Genomic DNA, 22,148 nt, shown 5'->3' with positions numbered 1-22,148 from the left:
GTTAACTAATGACAAGTACTTACCTCTTTTTTTAGCGATTCCTATACCCATAAAAAATTCCCGAAAGCCTTGAGCCTTCGGGAAATAAAGCGTAAGTATTATTCTGATAATCAAGCAAAAAGAGGCACCCGAACTTTATACCTTTTAGCGGTTAACGTACCGCTGGCTCTTTCATAATCCCGTTGTACAACGATTCCGGCGGATTGAGCACCCGAGAAATCGTATCCCGTTTTAGACTCCAGTAAGGTCGCATCCAGCGTCTTGCTGGTTTCACGCAGCACTCCTTCCGAAGTTAGTTTTTGCTGGAACTGTTGGTTCAGTAAGGCTTCGTCAGACCATAAGGCAGAAGCAGCGTTTTTAGGAATCCCGGGCATCAAACGTGGCACGGAAGACGTTCCTTCCACCACTCGGGTGGAGTTATGCAGGTGCGTCACCGTTCCGTCATTATCAACGGTCACCATCACAAGTCCATGATTCGCATTTACGCTATCCAGACCATTGGCTGTCTGACGAAAAACCACCGTTGTATCCGAGACAAAGGGCTCTTCCAGCCGACCACTTCCTTCCCGCGTACCGGCCTGCATCATTGTAGGTCGAAGACTGTCAAATTTCAGCGTAATCCCCTCCCGCTCAAAGTTTAAGTCCTTGATCCATTTTTGGGCAATCGTTATGGCCCTGTCTTTTGCTATGGCTCTGGTATTTCCCAGATTTGCCGTGGCTAGGGTCGCCTGGAAACGGCCTTCCTCGTCCACCAGCAATCGGCCTTTCCCATTCAGAACGGCTAAACTACCATCCTTGAGAAAACCCATATTTTCTACTTCTTTCCGGGAAAAGCCTAGTTCCGAAGCCAGTGCTGCGACTCTTTTTTCATCAAACTGACGGGCTCCCAATAGTAATACCTCCAGTTGCGTGGGCTTCTGTAATTCAGCCATCATCGGAAAGGGCTGGGTAAAGCCTCCGGTCCAACTCCAGGCCCACCAGTTTCGGGCCACAGACGACCATTGAAACAAACGTTCCGTGTTCAGACGCTGGAGAGCTTCCTGCTGATTACTGCCCGAAGTAGCAACCGTTGCAATCTGATTATGAGCGATGGCCCAGGAAGCATTAATCCAGGCATTTCGGAAGGTTTGTCCTGCATTGTAATTTTTACCAAAGTTTTTCCCGTAGTCTGCGTGATCGTAACTGTTGGTATGAAACCCAAAAATCATCCGCAACCCCTGATTGGTGGGACTATCCCAGGTACTCCAGGGAGCCAGGTGATTCGGATTGTCGGGAACTACATCGGGCACCTTCAGGGACTGGCAGGTAGACCAGAATAAATATTTAGCCGTTTCATTCCCCACCCGCATCCGGGTAGAGGCCGCCTCATTCCGATTGTCCCACGTGCCACCCATCGGCACAAAGTAGTTACCATTGCTGAAATCCATCCCGCCATGTCCCGAATGATAGAAGATCAATACCGCATCCTGACCATACGTATCCTGCCAGTTATCAAAGGTTTCCTCGTAGGCCCAAACGTTGACACCCCCATCTTGATACCAGAAATTTCCCCGATTCCAGGTGCCTAACCAGTCCAGAAAACCTCTGCGTCGGCGTGGGTGCGAGTAAGATTGGCATTTTGAACGCCGCTGGCATCCACATATTGCGGAAAAATCTGGATGCTGTTCGCTCCATATACATCATCAGAACCGCCCAGGTTGAGGCTCTGGAAATGCTCGGCCAAGGGGGTAGGTAATTGCATTCTAACTAATTTCATTGAAGTCGGTCTTAAAGGTTGAATCTTTGGTTAAACCCCATGCTTTTGTTTCTGCATCAAGGGTCAGTCAAAGTTCGCTGCCCTCCTCCGACTGATCAATCCCTTATTTAGGTGATCACCGAGCCGTGGTCTAGTCTTTTTCGGGCCTTCTTACGTTCACTTCGTTACCGCTCCGGCAAAAGCCCGAAGGTTTGCCGGAGTAATATGCTTTCTACATTGTTCTCTTTTGAGAAAATACTACTTTTGACATTATGACCTGGCGTATACCCCACGCCAGGCCCATCCAATCAATTTCGACCACAGTATGCAAAGAGTTTATTTAAGTGATTCTGGCCCGAAGGTTTCCGAAGCGATTTACGGATTCTGGCGTTGGGAAGACCAGGGAAATGAAACCCTCAAAACGATGGAGCAGGTCGTAAACCTGTGTCTGGAGTTAGGTATCAATACATTCGATCACGCGGACCGCTACGGTAACTATACCAGCGAGGAATACTTCGGTAAGATTATTCAGCAAAAATCGGTTAAACGCGAAGACCTCGTTTTGTTTAGTAAATGTGGCATTCGCCGTTCCAATCGTGGTTTTTCATATTTCGATAACTCTCGGGATTACATCATAGAAAGCGTAGAAAACTCGCTTCGCCGCCTGAAAACAGATTACCTCGATATTTTCCTGCTGGATCAGTTGGATCGCTTAGGCCATCCTGAAGAAACCGCCCGTTTATTAATGGAACTGGCTAAATCTGGCAAAATCAAGCATATTGGGGTCAGTAACTTCACGGTTTTTCAGCATCAGTTACTGGAATCAAACCTGAAACGTCCCATTGTGACGAATCACATTGAACTCAGTCTCTCGAACACTTCAGCCATCGAAGACGGACGGCTGGATTTCATCAAACAACGTTTCAGTAAACCACTGGTTTGGGCTCCGCTGGCGGGTGGGGAAATCCTGAACGGAACGGATCATAAATCGGCAGTATTACGGGCGAAACTGGAAGAAATTGGTCGGAAATACGACGCCAACATCGAGCAAATAGCCGTAGCCTGGTTGTATCAACTGGGAACGCTGCCCATTATTGGCTCACTATCCGAAGCCCGGATTCGTAATGCCGTAAGTGCCTCGGCTATCAAGCTTTCGCACGAAGACTGGTATGAGCTTTACAACACAACGCTGTTGAAATAACTATTCCGGTGGCTCAGGGTAACCTGGCCACCTTTTTTGTGCCCATTGCTTTTTAAAATCATTTATACCGCCGACATTTTAATCTCTAGATTCTACGGTTTCTATCCTTAAACCTTTCTTCTCTTTCCCTTACTATGAAACCCTATTCCCTCATTTTATTTGATTATGACGGTACCCTTTGCGACTCACGTGAGGCTATTTTAGCGACGTTTGAGCGTACATTCCAATACTACCAGGAGCCTACTCCCCCGCTGGAAAAATTACATCAGGTGGTAAGTCATGGACTCATTATGCCCGAAGCTTTTAAAGTTTTAAAGCCAGAATTAACTCCTGAGGGCATTACGGAGTGGGTAAAATCTTACCGGGATCTTTACGATCAGAATGCGTATCATTTAGTGAAGCCTTTTCCGGGAGCCAAAGCGTTATTAATGAATTTAAAAGCACGCGGAAAAACTTTATTGGTGATGAGTAATAAGGGCATTCGTTCCATCGAAATGTCGCTGGATTATCTGGGCTTTACGCCCTACATTACCCTTTCGCTGGGAGATGGTAGTCCTTTATTGGCCGGACTGGATAAAAAGCCTAATCCCATTAGTTATACGAAGGTCATTCAGCCTGCTTTTGCCCATACTACCTCCGCTCAGACGTTGATGGTAGGCGATACGACGATGGACATTCAATACGCTCATAACTGCGAAATTGATTCCTGCTGGGCTGCTTACGGATTTGGTTCTGCCGAGGCCATTCGCCCGCTAAAACCCACGTACGAAGTGAACGCATTGAGTGAACTGGAGAAGATTATTGAGTAATTCAAAAGCGTCGATCGGTTCATTACCAGCGTCAAGTAATGACTAAAACAGTCCAAATGGTCTTCTAAATGCTGATTTCCAGCCTTAAAGACAGTCGTCGATCGCCCAGCAAAATCTTATCATTACAGATCGACGATTTTTAAAGCTTATTTCTGAGAGAATACCCTCTTTTACTTAGCTTGGAAGGCCGTTTTTTGAGTAGCTTACGATGGGTTGTAATCGTACCTAGTTGGAATTGAAATAATAGTATGTTTTCCTAGTGAGGTGACACATGAAAAGTTGTAATCGTACCTAGTTGGAATTGAAATGTTTATTCATTTGAATTTTTCAGGAAAAAGAACGCGTTGTAATCGTACCTAGTTGGAATTGAAATGGAATTCAATCAGGAAGTACTTTCTGAAGTCCAAAAGTTGTAATCGTACCTAGTTGGAATTGAAATAAGTTTCTGATCTGACGATAAACGATGCCGGTTCGTGTTGTAATCGTACCTAGTTGGAATTGAAATTCAACTCATTCAATCATTCAACTCAAGTTAACTTTTGTTGTAATCGTACCTAGTTGGAATTGAAATTCGCCGGAATGGCTACCCAGGCCGTGCAGTTTTTAGTTGTAATCGTACCTAGTTGGAATTGAAATATGCCGCCCAGCCAAATGACCGGCTTTGCTTTTTGTTGTAATCGTACCTAGTTGGAATTGAAATCCGTGTCCCCCAGGTGAGTGGCTGACTCTTGGTTAGTTGTAATCGTACCTAGTTGGAATTGAAATTGAGCCTCTAAAACAGCAGCGAATAATTCGTACATGGGTTGTAATCGTACCTAGTTGGAATTGAAATAGATAGGCGAGGCACTAGGAATACCTACGGACGCAAGTTGTAATCGTACCTAGTTGGAATTGAAATGCATTATACGTAACAGGTACTTTAGCGGGGAGTGTTGTTGTAATCGTACCTAGTTGGAATTGAAATTGGATATGCTGCGTGAACTAACGTATGTACAATCGTTGTAATCGTACCTAGTTGGAATTGAAATTTAGAGAGCTTACATTCTCAGTGTTATCAACGATTTGTTGTAATCGTACCTAGTTGGAATTGAAATATCCTAATCTTGGCGTCAGCGTGAAAGCGGCCTATGTTGTAATCGTACCTAGTTGGAATTGAAATACGGCAACTTACTTGCTTTGGGCACGAATGGTGCAGGTTGTAATCGTACCTAGTTGGAATTGAAATATAACTTTTCAGAGAACATCAAGGCCCTGATCGGCGTTGTAATCGTACCTAGTTGGAATTGAAATAACATCCCTCTGAGAGCAGATTACGCTGGTGTTCGGTTGTAATCGTACCTAGTTGGAATTGAAATGCAAAAAGGGGTTTGGCTAACTGATGCTCTTGTTATGGTTGTAATCGTACCTAGTTGGAATTGAAATGAGGATGATGCAAGGGTGTCGAAAATTCGGATTATGTTGTAATCGTACCTAGTTGGAATTGAAATGAAATCGCTTGAAGTAGGCTACCTGCCTAGTTCCGGTTGTAATCGTACCTAGTTGGAATTGAAATCTATCCACATACGGTTCCGGTTGGGCTGGTTTATAAGTTGTAATCGTACCTAGTTGGAATTGAAATTAATGAAAACGTAGATGCGGGCCAACACTGCCCCAGTTGTAATCGTACCTAGTTGGAATTGAAATAAGCAGAGCGGGTGGGTTCTGGCTTTAAGAACGGATTTATAATAGCACCTGGCAGGGAATTGAAATAATAACCAAGTCAAAGCCCCTAGTTTTTACTACGCCCCATCTCTACTTTACCCCTGCCCTAATTAACCTCATTTTTCTTCACCTCGAACGTATACGTCTGGCTACCGCTTAGGCCAGACTGGCTGATGCCCTGTACGACCACGCGGTAATGCCCCGACAGATCGGAAGTGAAGAACTGTAACTTTTGCTGGCCGTGGGCCTGCGGTTCCCAGAAGAGTAAGGAACGAAAATCGGCGATGCGGCTCTCGCGTTGGGCGGGCGTGTCGTAACGGGGTGAGTAAAAATCTCTTCCGGCCTGAACCCCTTCGTACGAAGTGACCAGTCCTTCGGGCTGATAGCCAGCAATATCGCCTTTGTAGCTCATGAAACTAACGATTCCACTAAATACCGCAGAACCTAATACATACCGCTTGTTGACAATGTCCAGCCGCTTGATTTTCAATGGGTCGATAGCCAATAACTTGTTCAGGTCGAACATGGGTACGCCATCGAGCAGTACCATCGGCGGCGTGGTAAAGTTATATTCCGTACGCCCCACCATCAGGAAACGGAAACGTCCCTGCGAGCGTCGCACGTCCACTTCGGGCACGTATTCCCGCATGACTTCTTCCAGCACTGGAAACCGCGTGTAGGCATCGAGGTAATAGGTACGATCTGCTTTGCCATAAAAATAAGCGGTGTCGGAAGCAACGGCATTGGTATAAATCGGCATATAGGCATTGCGAACCTGCATGTCGATACTACGATTCAGTAAGGATTCCTGCTCTTTAGGATTGAAGGCAAAGCCGGGTAAGCTCCGGGAAGAATACTGATCCGAAAACGAACTTTCCAGTTCCACCTGATGCAGACTATCCGCTGGTTGAACAACGACTTCGTTCAGGCCCGAAAAATGACGCATTTCAAAAAATACCCGCCCTGCGGAGTCACTAATGGCGGGATAAAGCCACAAATCCCGACCCGGAGCATTCATAAACACTGCCGCTCCCTTCACGGGGTTTCGGTTCATATCCGTTACTTTTCCAAAAACAATATGTTCCTCATGTTCAGGAACGTACTTCATCTGCGGCCCCTGAACAATAGTTTCCCAGCGGAATCGGCTCCAGCCATGCGTCAACATCACCAGATCAGTCTCGGCGGCGGGATTATTCACGTAATAGGCCGGAGATTCAACCGTTCCTTTCAAATCCGAACTGAGCCAGAGGTAACTATACACGTCTTCGGATTCGCCCTGATCCAACGAATCCAGTCGATAAACTGATACCGATAAATCACTGGAATCAGCGGCTTGCAAGGCCAATGAAACTGCCTGACGAGTGGCATACACCGGCTTATCCGTCTGCACCTGAATGGCTAGTTTCTGCTTCGGACGTTTGAAGTAAAGTCGCTCGCAAACGGGCTGCTGCTGGGCGTTAAATAGGGTAATGTGCGAAATGCCTTCGTCTAACTGAGCCAGCGGCACCTGAAAACGAGCTTTCCCATTTTGTAACCGCTGACGTTCGCTGAATTTCACGGATTGCCGCGTATGAACCAATGCATACACGGACTCTTCCATTCCTGAAGACTCCACCTCAAGGGTTAAGTCCTGATTTTGAGAGTGCTGAACGTGGAGAACGTATCCTTTTTCCTGAACCGCAGGGAGGGAAACGGACTGCTCATTTTTTCCGGCATACGTCAACACGGCGTGGTAACTCTCTCCCGCTTTCGGGGTAAACTCAAACGTTCCCATTCCCATTTGTCGCGGCTGAAAGCGAACAATCGTGTCATTACGCTCATTCACAAGGGCTCCCGAAAAATGTACGCCCTTCCCCGACTCATTAATCCCCCGAAAGGCAACGGTACTTTTCAGATTCTGAACCAGATGCCCGCCTTCTGGAAAAAACTGAAGATCCAGCTCGGACGTACCCGCTTCAGCAGGAATTTTAGTGAAGGTATTAACAATGCTAATCGTCTTCTCGAAGTAAAGTTCCGGGCTGAAATTCTTCATCCAGTGGGTATAAGCCCGCAGGGTATAATGCCCCGACTGAATGGTGGCTGGTAATACCAGCATGCCATTACCCGATCCTTTTTTCAGCGAAACTTTGCTTTGCAGAACAACGCCGTGACTTAAATCCAGCAGCTCCACGTAGGCCACTTTACTTAAATCCATTGACTGATGCGTTTGCCCATTCAGGGCGTACACTTTAAACCATACACTTTCGCCCACGACGTAATATGAACGGTCGGTATGAACGTATAATTTTTCCTGAACGGCCTGACGGTTGTACGCATCGAAAGCCTGACGTACAGATTCCTGAGCCAGAAGCTGTGGAGCCCAAAGCCCCATACCAAGCAAAATAAATAATCGTAGCTTCATCGAATAAGGATATTAAAACCAGACAGGCTTTTTCAGTCCGCCACCCAGAAACCGACAATCCGCACAGGTAGCAGGAGCCATAATATAGGATAAAGGCGTACCGGGTTCGTCAATGATTTGAATCAGTTTCTGGCTTAAATCAGAAGTCATCATGACCTCCGTGGCATCCAGCGTATCGAAAGGAGCACTACAGCTAGGGTACGTTCCGGGATACCAGCCACCCAACTGATAAGGAGTAACCGTGAGCCGTTTTTGCTGCTCGGTACCGGCACTAAAGAAACCGAACACCAACTCGCTGGCATCGTTAGTGCAATGAATATTGCCCGTTAACACCGAAGGTTGCGGGTCGAAGAGGCCCCCTGTCGTCTCGGTTGTTCGGGCCAGCATATCCCAATATTCATAAGCCTCCTGCGATAAGGCATATTGTTTCACCAACAAACTATACTTGATTAACAACTTGTCACTAGCGTTATCAACCAAAACCAAATTCTGATTCATGATCCGATCCTGAGCCAGCTTCGCCGAGGTTCCAATGAAAATTTTCGACGAAAGATCCGTTCGCCAGCAACGGTAAGGGATCAGTACCCGGGGATTGATTTTCTTTAATCCCCCCGCAACTGAATCCTTACTGTACAAAGCACTCGTGTACTCCCAGGTTTCCTCCGTCTTCCAGCGGTAGAACCAGGTATTGTTATTCGGGTCATGCGTATTCACTCGAAAACGCATGATTCTATTGGCCCGATCGGCCTGAAAGGTAATACTGTCAATGGCCGGAGCCTGCTTCACCTGTACCAAATCCGAGGCGTATTCCTTCCCATCGCGGGTGTTAATCTGAAGACTAAATTTCTCGGAAGTAAGGTAATTCCGTGGGGCCAGGGTATAACGTCCCGGCTTAACTTCATTCAATTGTAGCGTTGTTCCCTTGTCACCCACGATGCGAACCCTTGCTCCCGTTTCGTTCGTAGAAGATTCCAAACTATTCAGCGACTGTGTGCGTGACAACAGAATCGTAGTCGTGTCGCTACCCACATTGAGGAAGCCGCTGACGACCAGATAACGGCCATCGGCGAAATCCTGAGATGGCTTGAACGGATCGATACACCCAGCTACCAGTAATCCCAGAAAAAAGAGTAAAAGCCCGTATTTCATTTGAATATCGTCAAGATTTACACCCTGCTAACCAGCGTAAAATCTGTGTTTTAGAATTTAAAATTGTAAGTAATGCTCGGAATGGGCTGACCGAAAATGGAAAGCTTATAGCCTTTTATCTGCCTGCCTTCGGTTAAGAAAAACACCGAATACGGATTCTTGCGACCCAGCAGGTTATACACCGAGAACGTCCAGGAACTGTGAGCCAGCTTTCTGACCTTATGATTGCCTTCAATGTTAATACCCACGTCCGCCCGAATGTAATCTGGAATGCGAGCCTGATTTCGTTCGGCGTAGTAAATCCGTAGCACGCCATCCATGTAATACTGCCCGCGAGGCGGCGTGTAGGGTCGGCCCGTGCTATAGGTGAAATTCATGGAAAAGCTCAGCCGACGATTGACCCGGTAGTTACTGATCAAGGAAAAATCGTGCGGTTTATCGTAGTTGGCAGGATAATAATTACCATGGTTCGGAGCATCCGCAAGCGTCGGATCGCTGGCTTTCAGTAAGGTTCGGGAATAGGTATAACTGGCCCAACCATTGAGTTTCCCGGTTAACTTTTTCAGTAATACTTCCACGCCATAAGCCTTACCAATGGCAGAAATAACAGCCGTTTCAATCTGCTTATTCAGGATTAATGAATCTCCACTTTTATAATCCAGCACGTTACGTAAGTGCTTGTAATAACCTTCCACCGAAAGTTCAATTGAACCCGAACGCAGGTTTTTATACAAGCCTAAAGAAAACTGCTGTCCTACTTGCGGTTTCAGGTAAGGATCGCTCAATTTCCAAACGTCCGTGGGCGAAATAGCCGCGGTATTGGAAAGCATCTGAATGTATTGGCGGGTGGTATTAAATCCAGCCTTGACCGATAACGTAGACGAAGCCATATACCGGAGCGATAAACGATATTCCGGTCCCATGTAATTCTGAATAACATTACCCGAACCATAGGAGCGGAAACCAGTCGTATATAACTTATCAATAGGTAATCCTTCGGCGTATTGAGCTACGTTTCTAGGACCTAAATATTGAAACATGGAAAGGCGAATACCACCGGTAATAGCGAGGGCTCGATTGACATCATACCGCTCCGAAAAGTACACCGCACTTTCTACGCCTTGCTCCGGTTCCATCAATTCTGGTTTTACAAGAGATCCTTCGCCTCGGGGGTAAAAAGAACCCGGCTGAACCTTGTAGTGAATCGAACTAATCCCAAAATCCATGGTATGCTTTGTATTCGGGATGTAACTAAAATCAGCTTTTATATTCGCCTGATTAATACCAAACTTCAGGTTATACGCATTAATGGGGAATTGCTCTCCCTGAATATCATACCGATAACGGGTATAAGCTCCGGTAAAGGTTCCGAATAATTTAGGATTAAAGATTCGCTTCCATTTAATCGAGGCTAACTGGCTTTCGTACCGATAGGTAGTATCTGAATTAAACTTGAAGTGATCGTTACTGATATATCCCATAATCATCAGACTACTTTTCTGATTGATTTCGTGATTCACCTGAACATTCACGTCATAAAAAGAGGCCCGGCTTTTGTTGTAGCGTTCGTCGGTTACCTGCTTTAAAATCCAGTTGGAGTAAGACGAGCGGCCACTCACCATAATCGACGTCCGGTCTTTGATAATCGGTCCTTCAAGCGTTAATCGCCCGGTTAATAATCCGATGCCACCCGATCCCGAAAATTTCTTTTTATTCCCTTCCCGAGTTGTTATATCCAGCACCGACGATAAGCGACCGCCCAGTCGAGCCGGAATATCGCTTTTGTATAATTCAATTTCCTTTAGAATATCAGGATTAAAGGCTGAGAAAAAGCCGAATAAGTGCGAAGGATTATAGACGGTCGCATCGTTAAATAAAATCAGGTTCTGATCGGTAGAGCCACCCCGTACGTTCAGCCCCGTGCTGCTCTCCCCTACTGATTTCACGCCGGGCAGAGTTAATACTACCCGCAAGGCATCCGTTTCGCCAAAGGCCGTCGGTACCTGCTTCATCGTCTTAATGGTCAGTTTTGACACGCCCATCTGGTTACTCGAAACGCTGGCATCCAGGTCTGATTTGACCAGAATTTCCTTCAAAGCGGTAATACTTTCAACCATTTCGATATTTAGCGTACCATTAGAATACAACACAATCTGCCGTTGCGATTCCCGCATTCCAATGCTTCGCACCCTGAGCGTATGGCGACCTCGCGGCAGGGTTAGACTGTAATTGCCAAAGGCATCCGTAGAGGTTCCGGCTGTAGATTTTTCTACCGTAATGTAAGCCCCAATCACGGGTTCACCCGTAACGATATTTCGGACGGAACCGCTAACGGTCGCGTTGCCGGGTTTGATTCGGTACGTTTTTATGCCAATATCATACACCTTGCTTTCAGCCGTTGAAAGCAGTCGGGCGGTTAATTCTTTATCGTGAAAATCGTAGGAAATGGTAGTATCTAATTCTCGATTGGCATCAAAAACACCCTTGGGTAAGGTCGTGATAATGGGTCGATCTTTGGTAATAAAAATATGATGCTGAGCATCAATCGCATATTTCAAATCGGTATCCTGAAAAACCTGATTCAAAAAAGCGGGTAAAGACTTTTGGGTGACGGATGCGGTCACAAATACACTATCCGTATCGGTCTGATTATAATAGAAGTAGTAGTCAGAGTTACTTTCAATCACTTTTACGAAGTTCCGAAAGCTTAATCCGGTTACGCTTCCGCTCACGGTTTTTCCATCAAAAGAAAGTTGAGCCGAAACCTGAAAACTAAATAAACCTGACAAAAAGAAAAGAAGGAGAAGTTTTTTCATCTGATTTGATCGTAGTATGCCGCCATTTCACCGATAGACTTTTCCCGGTTTTCTTTGTATAATTTGCCTCGCATAAATCGCCTGACTTCCCGTTTTTTATCACCCAATAGTTGAAGTACCGATTTTTTACTTTTGACCTGATGGTATTTCTGATCTTTAAGAATGTAATACCGATCATCAATATTGTAGATAATCTGAACGGTCCTGTCCGAAAGGTCTTCCGTACGGGTTTTGAATCGCTTGCAGTATACTTTCGTTTTTCCGTCGTAAATAACTTCGTAATAACCCGGATTGATTCCTTTGCTAAGTCTGGTAAAACGATGTCCATGAATGGTGAAACCCGATAAGTCTTCTGGACTTAACATGATTCGATTTAGCCCGTCATGATTCTGAATGACATAAATATCCCGATGAATATCATAGACTGCATGTACGCCATCGTAAGAATATCCATTGTAAACAATAGAGGTAGTATCCCAGTCTAATGATTCAAAAAACTGGTGACCTATAGGACGGAATTCCTGAATCGTATATTCTCTACCGTTAAAGTAACGGGCATTCAGGAACGTAGCTTTGTGGTAGTGTTGAATGGCAGATTCTTGAGGTGTTAATACGGCTAGTGAATCCGTCTTTTGTGCAGATGCTAAAGTAATACCCCCGAACAAATAAATGAAGTACAGAAACCTGAATAGGCTTTTTCGGAGGGGTACGAGCGACATAATTTTCAGATAGGCTTTAAATAGATGGAAGTATATTCAGAATTCGAAGGTATAAAAATAAAAGTCAATTCAATGGGTTTACTACTTCTTTGAGATATAGATTTCTTTTTTAGCGACCAGCTTCAACGTTAAGCCTACTGATTTTCGAGAAACATACCCTTTTTTCTAAATCAAGTCCATGCTGGGCAGGGGTTCGTGGTTTTCCTGCGGCTAAAACAAATCTGCCTTCCTGATGGTCTATTCGAAATATTCGGTTCATTTTTATAGTCCAGAACCAGCTTAAATTGTCAACTATACACTTAAAACTCCTTATCTTTGAGTACGATCTCTAAACTATTAATTCTTATGCGTCTCTCCGCGTGGCAACGAGCCCTCTGGCTTTGCCTCTTGCTATTGCCAGCTCTGGTTAAAGCTCAGGTTACCGAAAATCCCCTGAAGGGTAAAAAAGTATTAGTCTTTTCAAAAACGGTTAAGTTCCGACACAGCTCCATTCCGCAGGGTATTCGCTGCATTGAAGCCTTAGGTCGCAAGCACGATTTTACGGTAGATGCCACCGAAAATTCCGCAGCCTTTACCGAGGACAACCTTAAAAAATACAAGGCAGTCATTTTCCTCAGCACGACGGGAGATGTTCTGAACGATAGCCAGCAGGCAGCCTTCGAACGTTACATTCAGGCTGGTGGGGGCTATGTAGGCATCCACGCCGCCGCCGATACCGAATACGACTGGCCCTGGTACGGGAAGCTGGTGGGTGGCTGGTTTCTCTCCCACCCCGGTAATCCCAACGTTCGGACAGGAGACATGACTGTTCGCGACAAGAACCATCCCGCAACGGCAGAATTACCCACGACTTTCAAGCGTACCGACGAATTCTACGACTATAAGAATGTAAATCCTGACATTAAGGTGCTCATTACCGTCGATGAAAAGTCATACGGCGATTCAAAAATGAACGCTGGCGAAAACCACCCGATGGTCTGGTATCATGAATTTGATGGCGGTCGGATGTTCTACACGGCTTATGGTCACACCGATGAGACGTTCATGGAACCGCTTTTCCTGCAACACCTTTGGGGAGGTTTACGCTGGGCCTCAGCCGGAGCATCGCTCGACTACAAAAAAGCTAAAACGCAACGGGCACCCGAAGAGAACCGTTTTTCTCGTCAAACCATCGACGAAAAATTATACGAACCTACGGAGTTAGCCGTTCGGGACGGGAAGGTTTTTTATACCCAGCGTCGCGGTGAAATTCGGTATTACGATCCAAAGAAAAGCTCGAAAGTAAAGTCGCTGGATACGGTTAAGGTTTACAAGGAATTTGAATATGGTTTGATGGGCATTAACCTGGATCCGAAATTTGAAGATAATCACTGGATGTATTTGTATTATTCTCCTTCCGCGGCGAAATACGGAGCAGACACGGCCAACCGACTGGTGCGGGTGAAGTTTGATCCAGCGAACGAAAAGATTAACTGGAACACCGAACAGGTTTTACTTCGTGTACCTGTCAAACGCGACGGTTGCTGCCATACCGGTGGTTCAATTGAGTTCGACAAAGCAGGTAACTTATACCTTTCTACGGGTGACGACACCAATCCTTTCGACTCGGAAGGCTTCTCGCCAAGCGATGGCCGGGAAGGCCGCCGGGGGTATGATGCCCGGGCTACCTCCTCAAACACCAATGATTATCGGGGTAAAATTTTAAGAATTAACCTAACGATGACGGAACGGCGGGTTACAGCATTCCCGAGGGAAACCTCTTCAAAAAAGGAACGGCCAAGGCCTTACCCGAAATTTACGTGATGGGTAACCGCAACCCTTACCGCATTTCGGTCGATCAGCACAACGGTTACCTGTACTGGGGCGAAGTAGGCCCGGATGCCGGTAATGACATTGAAGGTCGCGGGCCACGCGGACACGATGAGGTAAACCAGGCCCGGCAGGCGGGTTATTTTGGCTGGCCCTTGTTTGTGGCGGATAACCGGGCGTATAACAGATACGATTTCGAAAAGAAGAAATCAGGTGAAAAATACGATCCGGCGAAGCCCATTAACGACTCGCCTCATAACACGGGTTTGAAGGAGTTACCCCCGGCTCAGAAACCAATGATTTATTACCCCTACGCCGATTCGCCAGAGTTTGGGGAAATCGTGGGTAAAGGTGGACGTAATGCCATGGCAGGGCCCGTTTATTACTGGGAAGATTATGACGCCGATTCGAAGGTGAAATTTCCGGAATTCTATCAGGGTAAATTTTTCAGTTACGACTGGATTCGGGATTACATCAATATCGTAACGATGAAGCCTAACGGCGATTTACAGAGTATTGAACGCTTCCTGCCCGATTGGAAATTCTCGCACCCCATTGATATGCAATTTGATCGGGATGGATCGCTGTACATGCTTGAATACGGACCGAATTGGTTCGCTCAAAACGACGAGGCCCGCCTGACTCGCATTACGTATAATGCCGGAAATCGTCCGCCGGTAGCGGTAGCCCAGGCAAACAAAGAAGCCGGAGCGGTTCCTCTACAGGTAACGTTTTCGTCCAAAGGTTCGATGGATTATGAAGGTGATGCCTTGAGTTATGAATGGACCATTGCGGGTAAAAAATTCAAAACGCCAACGGCGACTTATACCTTCACCAAGCCCGGTACCTATAAGGCGACCCTGAAAGTTACGGACGCGGCAGGCCATACTAGCCAGCAAGCCTTGGAAGTAACGGCAGGCAATGAGTTACCCAAAGTGGAACTGGCCGTTAAAGGCAATCAGACTTTCTACTTTAATAACCAGCCCGTTACTTACGAAGTGAAGGTTTCGGATAAAGAAGACGGTTCGCTGGCTACGAAGAAAATCCCCGAAGAAGATGTAATGGTAAATATCAACTTCCTGGAAGGTTTCGATAAAACCATTATCGCTCAGGGGCACCAGATGAATACGAGCTTCTCGACGGGCAAACGCCTCATGGAACTTTCGGATTGTAAAGCCTGCCACTCCATCGATAAGAAATCCATTGGGCCTTCTTACCGCGACGTCGCGAAAAAGTACAAAGGCCAGGATGTACAGAACCGGCTGATTACAAAGGTCATTAACGGCGGAGCGGGCGTTTGGGGTGAACAGCCCATGAGTGCTCACCCCCAACTCAGCAGAGCTGACGTCGGCGAAATGGTGAAGTACATTCTAAGCCTGAGCGACCAGAAGAAAATGAGCCAGCCCGTGAAAGGTAATTACGTTCCGCAGGATAATGGCAAGAATGGAACGTACATTTTTGCGGCCAGCTATACCGACCGGGGAAAAGGTGCCATTGCTCCTCAAACGGTTCAGAAGACGGCTACGTTGCGTAGCTCTAAAGTTCCGGCGTTGAGTAACGATGTGTCGAAATACATTCAGACGATGAACTCCCGGGAACTGAAGAAAAACCTGGCAGTAGCTACTACTACTGGCAGTTACATCGGCTTTAAAGCAATTGACCTGACCAATATTGGGGCATTAGTTTTCAACGCCGTAACGGTTCCTGGCAAAGCCGCAGGGGGCACAGTGGAAGTTCGTTTGGGCTCTCCGACCGGAAAAGTCATTGGTCAGGCGACCATTCGTGAAACGGGTGAAACAAAGGCTACCCTTGCTAGTATCCCAGTCACTCGTTCCAGCGATCTTTATCTGGTATTCATCAATCCAGAGGTTAAGGATAATCAGGATTTATTTGCACTGGATACCATCGAATTCCAGAAAAAATAAATTCAAATCTGTATTTCATTACTCAAAAATCCGGGCCTTTACAGACCCGGATTTTTATTTGGGTTACGGATCTGATTTTTCCTAATCAGGCTTGTTCGCTTTAAACGCGAACGCATTTCCAGGCCATACGCGATGAATCGCATCTCCACATGGAAAATTTGAAAGTCTATTTAACCCTAGTATGACCGTTATTCTTCCGTCGAAATAATCATAAGTACTTACCATCACAAAATACTTATTTATCAAACCTTTTGGCATTATTTTTTAAGTACAATGAGTTTTAAAACAACTCACGTATGAAACGCTTATCCATTGTACTTGCCCTTTTACTGGGAATTGTCGCTACAAGTCAGGCTCAGTATCGTTACTATCGCTATCCTAGCTCGTCCAAAAAATCTACTCATCGATATAATCATCACGATGAGTTCAAACGTCAAAGCTATTTGGGTTTTAAAGTTGGCGGCACACACACGGCATTAATCAACAACAACCGTCCGATTGAACTAGGACTTGCTCCCGACTTTCAGGGAGGTCTGGCCGCTAAACTAGCCTTAGGTGGTTTTTTAGCCTTACAACCTGAGATTCTTTATACCCAAAGTACAACCAAGTATTTCGGGCAAAATCAGAATTCCAGAATAACCCGTTCCAGTGTAGATGTACCGATTCTTTTTCGTTTTTCATTCGGTAACACGACGCAGTTTTTTATCAATGCCGGTGCCCAGGCGAGTTATGCCCTAGATACCAAAACCAAATATCCTGGACAGCCCGAAGAAACGCTGGAATATGAAAAAGACGACTTCAACCATCGTACGGGTTATGGAGCTGCGGGAGGCATGGGTGTAGCCATTAACAGTCATTATGGTCAATTCTTGATTGAAGCCCGGGGATATTACCCCATGGGTGACTTCGCCAACGGCTGGTTAAATCAACCCGAAAATCGAATGCTAAATGTAGGTTTATCGATTGGGTACTTGGGAAGATTAGGACGGTAACTCACTTATCTGTTAAAAAAGCTTCTGGGTAGTCCAGAAGCTTTTTTTATTGACCTATCATTCCGCGGCATGGTAAAGGAAAGTACTCCTAAGCCTAGGCAAGGTCCTTCGCTTCGCTCTGGATGACAGAAGAGGAGAATAAAAGCCTATTCTAGAAGTAAAAAAAGACCTCGCCTCTGTCATTTCGAACGCAGTGAGAAACCTTACTAGGTAATGCGTACTAGTTTGAAGTAAGCAGTTATTTTTTGATTGAGAAAGTTTTCTTAAAGTCAAGCAAGTTCCTTCGCTCTCGATAGAATAAGGAAAAGAACTAAACTAATAATAATCCTAGAAAGAATGCTGCTAAAGCCCTAATGCAAAAAGCCTGATAACTTGCGTTACCAGGCTTTTGCGGTCCGGACGGGGCTCGAACCCGCGACCCCCTGCGTGACAGGCAGGTATTCTAACCAACTGAACTACCGGACCATTCTCTTTGTTCTGACGACTTATCCGTCGAACTGGGTTGCAAATATAGGGGTTTAAAAACGCCTTTGGCAAGTCCCAGAGCAAAGAAAATTCATTTTTTACGATATTTTTTTCACCAGGATTGATTACCAATCACTTACCAGCGAAAAATTTTTTAACTATTTTTCGTCACCAGGATACACAACTCCAATTTGTCTTCGAATGTCAACCAGACTCTCCATTAATTCAATACTAAACGAATGCGGTAATAAGGGACTTTCGGTTAATCCTTCGCTGATGCAATTTTGCACGTGCTCGGCTTCATACGCATAACCCCAGCCTATACGTTCCGTAGAGATACTTTGTGGCATGGCATCTTCAGGGTATAACGTCAGCCCGGTCGTTTCGTGAAAACGGCTTTGAATGAATAACTGACCTTTAGTCCCGTAGATCGTACAGGTCGTATCCGTCTTTGCTGCAAACGTAGAGAACAGGCTGGCGGTAGCTCCTGAGTCGTAACGCAGGGCCATCGAGCAGTTCATATCTACCCCTGTTTCGGTGATTGTGCCTAAGGCTTTGATCTCGGCGGGAACACCCAGTAATAACTTGCTAATGAAAAGTGGATACAAACCGATGTCATACAACGAACCACCCGCCAGATCGCGGTTAAATAAGCGTTTGGTAACGTCATATTCCGCTTTAAAGCCAAAATCTGCCTGCACGTGGACAATCTCTCCTATTTGTCCCGACTGAACGATTTCCAGCGTTTGCAGAATGGCTGGGTGAAACCGGGACCAGATCGCCTCCATCAGAAAAAGCTCCTTCTCTTTGGCCAGTGCCGTCATTTCCCGCACCTGCTCGGTGTTCAAAGCAAAGGCTTTCTCACAAAGCACGTGTTTTCCAGCATTTAGACACAACAGTGTATGTTCATAGTGTTCAGAGTGTGGCGAGGCCACATACACCACCTGCACATCGGGGTCATTGACCAGTTCCTGATACGAACCATAGGCTTTGGCTACGCCGAATTCTTCAGCAAAGCCAATGGCCCGATCCAGGCTACGCGAGCCTACGGCAACCATTTTTGATCCGGCAACGTACTGTAAGTCCTCGGCAAATTTGCGGGCAATGTGTCCGGGTGCAAGAATTCCCCAATTCATGGATTAAATAGATTTAGGATATACGTTGATAAGTGTAAAACTTCAGGCATGAAGAAGGCTGGTGCAAAGCCAGCCTTCTTTCATCATCTTTCAAAACTACAAGTTAAATTATTATAGTTATTTAGCCATACAGGGTTCGGTTGTCAAACGTTGACTATCAACTAACAACCCAAAACGATCAACTACTTATACGGGCTTCATCGCCTGTAAAAGTCGTTCTACCTGTTCCATCGAAACAGCCGGGAAATTAGCAATTCGAATTTGGCTATCTTTCGCTTTTCCGTATCCACTTCCCACAATCATTCCTTCTTTCTTGATACGTTCAATCAGTTCTTTCGAAGATTCGATGGTGTTCGCTACGGCCACGGTTGGGCTGCGATGATCCGGGTTTTTAACGTAGGGCTCATACCCTTCCGTTTTTTCCAGAAAATCATAAATCTTCTTGGCTTTCGCATCCGTTTCTCTTCGAATGGTTTCGATACCGACGCGATTCATGTCTTCGGCCACTTTTCCTAACAGGTAAATATTCCAGACGTTAGGTGTTTCCGGCGTTTCAAAGTTTTTGTAATTTTTCCAGAGACTGGGTAAGCTGTGATACGAGCCAATTACGTTGTCCTTGGCTTTGAGCGATTCTGCCTTCGCCAGGCATTTTTCGTTCACAATCCATACCCCTAAACCGGCGGGTAACCCAAATGACTTTTGCACGGAGAAAAAGGCAGAGTCAACCTCCTCAAAATCAAGCGAGTGATAGGGAGCTGACGACACCATATCAACACAGAATAGTTTAGAACGGTAACTCCGCTTTAACTTATTGATATCTACGCCACGCATCTGAACGCCCGTTGAGGTTTCATTGGCAGTTAAACCAACCAGTTCGACGTAATCAGGAATTTTCACTTTTCCGCTAGTATCCTCCGTCGTGCCGTCAGTTACTTTCACGAAATCATCATAATCAAAACCCTGTCCCAGTGGCTTTTCAAACAAATGGGTGAACTTCTTCAGATCATTAGCTGTATCATAGAATTTTTGCGAGAAAGACCCATTGACACAGTGAAAACTTTCAAATTCTACGCAGTTCTGAATGACTCGTTCCCAGATTTCCGTTGCCGAGCCAGTAAATAAAATCGCGTGCGAAGAAGGGATATTCAGTAATGCCCGCAATTGTTCATCCGTATGCTGATAAATTTTGCGAAAAGCAGCCGAACGGTGCGAAATTGAACCCACCTGTTCAGCAAGAGCCGTTTGAATATGTTGAGCAACCGTAGGATATAATTCCGCCGGACCAGGGGTAAAGTACAATTGAGACATGGCTATAAACAGCAAGATAAGAAAGCCAGTAAGCTCTAGTACAACCTAAAGCGTACTGGCTTTCATTCATTAATATAACATCCGGAATTTGATGGTTTCTTCAATTTCCTTCAATTCCTGCACAATTTCCTTGGAGTAATTTTTAGCCACGTCGGTAATTACGTAACCAATTTTTTCGGACGTTTTCAGATACTGCCCTACAATGTTAACCCCGTATTTCGCGAAAATTCCATTCACTTTGGACATCACACCGGGTACGTTCTGGTGAATGTGCAGCAACCGGTGGGCATCGTGTAAAGGCGGCAGGGTTACTTCGGGGAAGTTTACCACGCCATACGTACTACCCGTATTTACATACCCCAGCAATTTATTGGGCACGAATTCGCCGATACTGGCCTGAGCTTCCTCGGTACTTCCTCCGATGTGTGGAGTCAGAATTACGTTGGGTAATCCTCTCAGTTCGCTTTCGAAAATTTCGTCGTTGGTTTTGGGTTCCTGAGGGAATACATCTACTCCGGCTCCACGAATTTTACCCGATTTGACGGCATTTGCCATGGCCTTTACATCGACCACGTGCCCACGCGACAGGTTCAGGAAAACCACGCCATCTTTCATTTGGTTGAATTCCTTCTCTCCAATGAGCATCGAGTTGGTTTTACGGCCATCCACGTGCAGCGTTACCACGTCTGACTGGTTGAGTAATTCCTCCAGCGTGTGGCACTGACGAGCGTTCGAAAGCGGTAATTTTTCAACCAGATCGAAGAATAATACTTCCATCCCCAGAGCTTCAGCCACCACGGAAAGCTGGATACCGATGTTACCGTAGCCAATCATCCCGATTTTCTTCCCACGTACTTCGTTCGAGTTTTTCGCTGACTTGTCCCAGATGCCTTCGTGCATTTTAACGGACTTGTCATAAATACCCCGCATGAGCAGAATCATCTCGCCCACGGCCATTTCTACGACGGAACGGGTGTTCGAGTAAGGAGCATTAAAGACAGCCACGCCCCGCTCTTCAGCGGTAGTGAGGTCAATCTGGTTCGTACCGATGCAGAACGCACCGATTACCATCAGACGGGGAGCATTTTCGAGCACTCGTTTGGTAACCATTGTTTTCGAACGGATTCCAAGGATGCTGATATCTTTAATTTTTTCGATCAGTTCGTCTTCGTCCAGAGCTCCTTTCAATAACTCTACCTGAAACCCTTCACGGCTGAACATTTCCACGGCACGGGCGTGCACATTTTCCAGCAATAATACTTTCAGTTTACTTTTAGGATACGACTGACTCCGGCTTAACTGATTGATATATAAGAATTCGTCGAGCGAGTTTACAATATGGTCGGCTTTCTCGACTACTTTCTGACGTTCAATATTTTCGGTAAAGGCAAAGAATTTATTGGCTAAACCAGATTCGCGAAGCTCATAATCGGTATATCCATCGCCAATCACGTAGACATCGCCGGGTAGACTCAGTTGTCTGAGCAGACTTACCTTACCCCCATTTTTGATAACACGTTTGTGTCGTCATACCCTACAATCGTTCCGGCTTCGTCGAAGCGGAAGGTATTGGCAAACACGTGATCTTCGCGAACGCCCATTTCCGTTACGATGGGTTCGATAAACTCCCGAAAACCGCTGGAGACAATATAAATCTGATCGCGATATTCGCTGATAAATTCCTTGTTACGGAGGAACGAATCGGATACTTTACCCCGTAGAAATTCTACCAGCAGGTCCACGTGTTCGCGACTGGCACTCAGCAATTCAATTCGTTGCTGCAAGGCTTGCTCGAACGACAATTCGCCAGCCATTCCACGATCCGTTAACTCCTTAATTTTACCCACGACTTCATCGCGGTTTTTCTGGCTGGCCAGGCTAATGGCTGCCAATTCATCGAGTCCTTCAACCTTCGTAAACGTCGAATCGAAATCGATCACGAAGTAGGTTTGTTCCAGGGTTTTTGTCAACATATTCAGATT

At 45.9% G+C, this 22,148-nt stretch carries 13 protein-coding genes, 1 tRNA gene, 1 pseudogene and 1 CRISPR repeat array; of the genes and pseudogenes, 5 read left to right on the top strand and 10 right to left on the bottom strand.

The window, feature by feature from the left end; genetic code table 11:
• Positions 1-110: 110 nt before the first annotated feature.
• Together BWI96_RS16130 and BWI96_RS21675 are read right to left on the bottom strand one after the other, a co-directional pair.
• Complete coding sequence (locus BWI96_RS16130; protein ID WP_232793768.1) at positions 111-1,577, bottom strand: DUF6345 domain-containing protein; 1,467 nt, start codon at positions 1,575-1,577, stop codon at positions 111-113.
• Positions 1,565-1,756 (bottom strand): hypothetical protein, encoded by a 192-nt coding sequence (locus BWI96_RS21675; protein ID WP_157830396.1) that lies wholly within the window; start codon positions 1,754-1,756, stop codon positions 1,565-1,567. Before BWI96_RS21675 ends, BWI96_RS16130 begins: the two co-directional genes overlap by 13 nt.
• Before the next feature lie 304 nt (positions 1,757-2,060).
• On the opposite strand from BWI96_RS21675, the gene BWI96_RS16125 reads away from it, so the two are divergent.
• Both BWI96_RS16125 and BWI96_RS16120 read left to right on the top strand, forming a co-directional pair.
• Positions 2,061-2,936, top strand: coding sequence for an aldo/keto reductase family oxidoreductase (locus BWI96_RS16125; protein WP_106637573.1), 876 nt, complete (start codon positions 2,061-2,063; stop codon positions 2,934-2,936).
• Between the two features lie 134 nt (positions 2,937-3,070).
• On the top strand, positions 3,071-3,745 hold the full coding sequence (locus BWI96_RS16120; protein ID WP_106637572.1) for an HAD family hydrolase: 675 nt from the start codon (positions 3,071-3,073) through the stop codon (positions 3,743-3,745).
• A 212-nt stretch (positions 3,746-3,957) separates the two neighbouring features.
• A CRISPR array of direct repeats spans positions 3,958-5,494; the repeat unit is 30 nt; unit sequence GTTGTAATCGTACCTAGTTGGAATTGAAAT.
• Between the two features lie 58 nt (positions 5,495-5,552).
• On the opposite strand, the gene BWI96_RS16115 is transcribed toward BWI96_RS16120, so the two are convergent.
• From BWI96_RS16115 to BWI96_RS16100, 4 genes are read right to left on the bottom strand one after another with little or no spacing between them, the layout of a single operon-like run.
• Positions 5,553-7,847 (bottom strand): hypothetical protein, encoded by a 2,295-nt coding sequence (locus tag BWI96_RS16115; protein WP_106637571.1) that lies wholly within the window; start codon positions 7,845-7,847, stop codon positions 5,553-5,555.
• A gap of 12 nt (positions 7,848-7,859) precedes the next feature.
• The gene (locus BWI96_RS16110; protein WP_106637570.1) at positions 7,860-8,996 is read right to left on the bottom strand and encodes a DUF4249 domain-containing protein; all 1,137 of its coding nucleotides are present in this window, start codon (positions 8,994-8,996) and stop codon (positions 7,860-7,862) included.
• A gap of 50 nt (positions 8,997-9,046) precedes the next feature.
• On the bottom strand, positions 9,047-11,812 hold the full coding sequence (locus BWI96_RS16105) for a TonB-dependent receptor (RefSeq protein ID WP_106637569.1): 2,766 nt from the start codon (positions 11,810-11,812) through the stop codon (positions 9,047-9,049).
• A complete protein-coding gene (locus tag BWI96_RS16100) occupies positions 11,809-12,531 on the bottom strand; it encodes a hypothetical protein (protein ID WP_106637568.1) in 723 nt (240 codons plus the stop codon). The genes BWI96_RS16105 and BWI96_RS16100 overlap by 4 nt, the downstream gene beginning before the upstream one ends.
• A 345-nt stretch (positions 12,532-12,876) precedes the next feature.
• On the opposite strand from BWI96_RS16100, the gene BWI96_RS22975 reads away from it, so the two are divergent.
• The 3 genes from BWI96_RS22975 to BWI96_RS16090 all read left to right on the top strand — a co-directional run bounded on the left by BWI96_RS22975 (position 12,877) and on the right by BWI96_RS16090 (position 17,257).
• Positions 12,877-14,334 carry a ThuA domain-containing protein gene (locus tag BWI96_RS22975; RefSeq protein WP_255400704.1) on the top strand — a complete coding sequence of 486 codons (1,458 nt, stop codon included), beginning with the start codon at positions 12,877-12,879 and terminating at the stop codon, positions 14,332-14,334.
• Positions 14,331-16,265, top strand: a complete 1,935-nt coding sequence (locus BWI96_RS22970) for a PKD domain-containing protein (protein WP_255400703.1) — start codon at positions 14,331-14,333, stop codon at positions 16,263-16,265. The genes BWI96_RS22975 and BWI96_RS22970 overlap by 4 nt, the downstream gene beginning before the upstream one ends.
• Before the next feature lie 296 nt (positions 16,266-16,561).
• Complete coding sequence (locus BWI96_RS16090; RefSeq protein ID WP_106637567.1) at positions 16,562-17,257, top strand: porin family protein; 696 nt, start codon at positions 16,562-16,564, stop codon at positions 17,255-17,257.
• Positions 17,258-17,648: 391 nt separating this feature from the next.
• On the opposite strand, the gene BWI96_RS16085 is transcribed toward BWI96_RS16090, so the two are convergent.
• The 4 genes and pseudogenes from BWI96_RS16085 to serA all read right to left on the bottom strand — a co-directional run bounded on the left by BWI96_RS16085 (position 17,649) and on the right by serA (position 22,139).
• Positions 17,649-17,722, bottom strand: a tRNA-Asp gene (locus BWI96_RS16085).
• Between the two features lie 158 nt (positions 17,723-17,880).
• A complete protein-coding gene (locus tag BWI96_RS16080) occupies positions 17,881-18,858 on the bottom strand; it encodes a Gfo/Idh/MocA family protein (protein WP_106637566.1) in 978 nt (325 codons plus the stop codon).
• Between the two features lie 186 nt (positions 18,859-19,044).
• Complete coding sequence (locus BWI96_RS16075) at positions 19,045-20,166, bottom strand: aminotransferase class V-fold PLP-dependent enzyme (RefSeq protein ID WP_106637565.1); 1,122 nt, start codon at positions 20,164-20,166, stop codon at positions 19,045-19,047.
• Positions 20,167-20,235: 69 nt separating this feature from the next.
• Positions 20,236-22,139, bottom strand: a pseudogene (gene serA / locus BWI96_RS16070) (phosphoglycerate dehydrogenase).
• Positions 22,140-22,148 lie beyond the last annotated feature (9 nt).

This window comes from Siphonobacter sp. SORGH_AS_0500, from assembly GCF_002838835.1.
Taxonomy (GTDB): domain Bacteria; phylum Bacteroidota; class Bacteroidia; order Cytophagales; family Spirosomataceae; genus Siphonobacter.
Note: the sequence above shows the minus strand (reverse complement) of the source record. Positions and strands in the feature narration are given on the sequence as shown.

What these genes read in the sequence shown, in the direction of transcription:
- BWI96_RS21675 (WP_157830396.1), bottom strand. Translation starts at nt 1,756, where the DNA reads ATGAAATTAGTTAGAATGCAATTACCTACCCCCTTGGCCGAGCATTTC.
- BWI96_RS16125 (WP_106637573.1), top strand. Translation starts at nt 2,061, where the DNA reads ATGCAAAGAGTTTATTTAAGTGATTCTGGCCCGAAGGTTTCCGAAGCG.
- BWI96_RS16120 (WP_106637572.1), top strand. Translation starts at nt 3,071, where the DNA reads ATGAAACCCTATTCCCTCATTTTATTTGATTATGACGGTACCCTTTGC.
- BWI96_RS16115 (WP_106637571.1), bottom strand. Translation starts at nt 7,847, where the DNA reads ATGAAGCTACGATTATTTATTTTGCTTGGTATGGGGCTTTGGGCTCCA.
- BWI96_RS16110 (WP_106637570.1), bottom strand. Translation starts at nt 8,996, where the DNA reads ATGAAATACGGGCTTTTACTCTTTTTTCTGGGATTACTGGTAGCTGGG.
- BWI96_RS16105 (WP_106637569.1), bottom strand. Translation starts at nt 11,812, where the DNA reads ATGAAAAAACTTCTCCTTCTTTTCTTTTTGTCAGGTTTATTTAGTTTT.
- BWI96_RS16100 (WP_106637568.1), bottom strand. Translation starts at nt 12,531, where the DNA reads ATGTCGCTCGTACCCCTCCGAAAAAGCCTATTCAGGTTTCTGTACTTC.
- BWI96_RS22975 (WP_255400704.1), top strand. Translation starts at nt 12,877, where the DNA reads ATGCGTCTCTCCGCGTGGCAACGAGCCCTCTGGCTTTGCCTCTTGCTA.
- BWI96_RS16090 (WP_106637567.1), top strand. Translation starts at nt 16,562, where the DNA reads ATGAAACGCTTATCCATTGTACTTGCCCTTTTACTGGGAATTGTCGCT.
- BWI96_RS16080 (WP_106637566.1), bottom strand. Translation starts at nt 18,858, where the DNA reads ATGAATTGGGGAATTCTTGCACCCGGACACATTGCCCGCAAATTTGCC.
- BWI96_RS16075 (WP_106637565.1), bottom strand. Translation starts at nt 20,166, where the DNA reads ATGTCTCAATTGTACTTTACCCCTGGTCCGGCGGAATTATATCCTACG.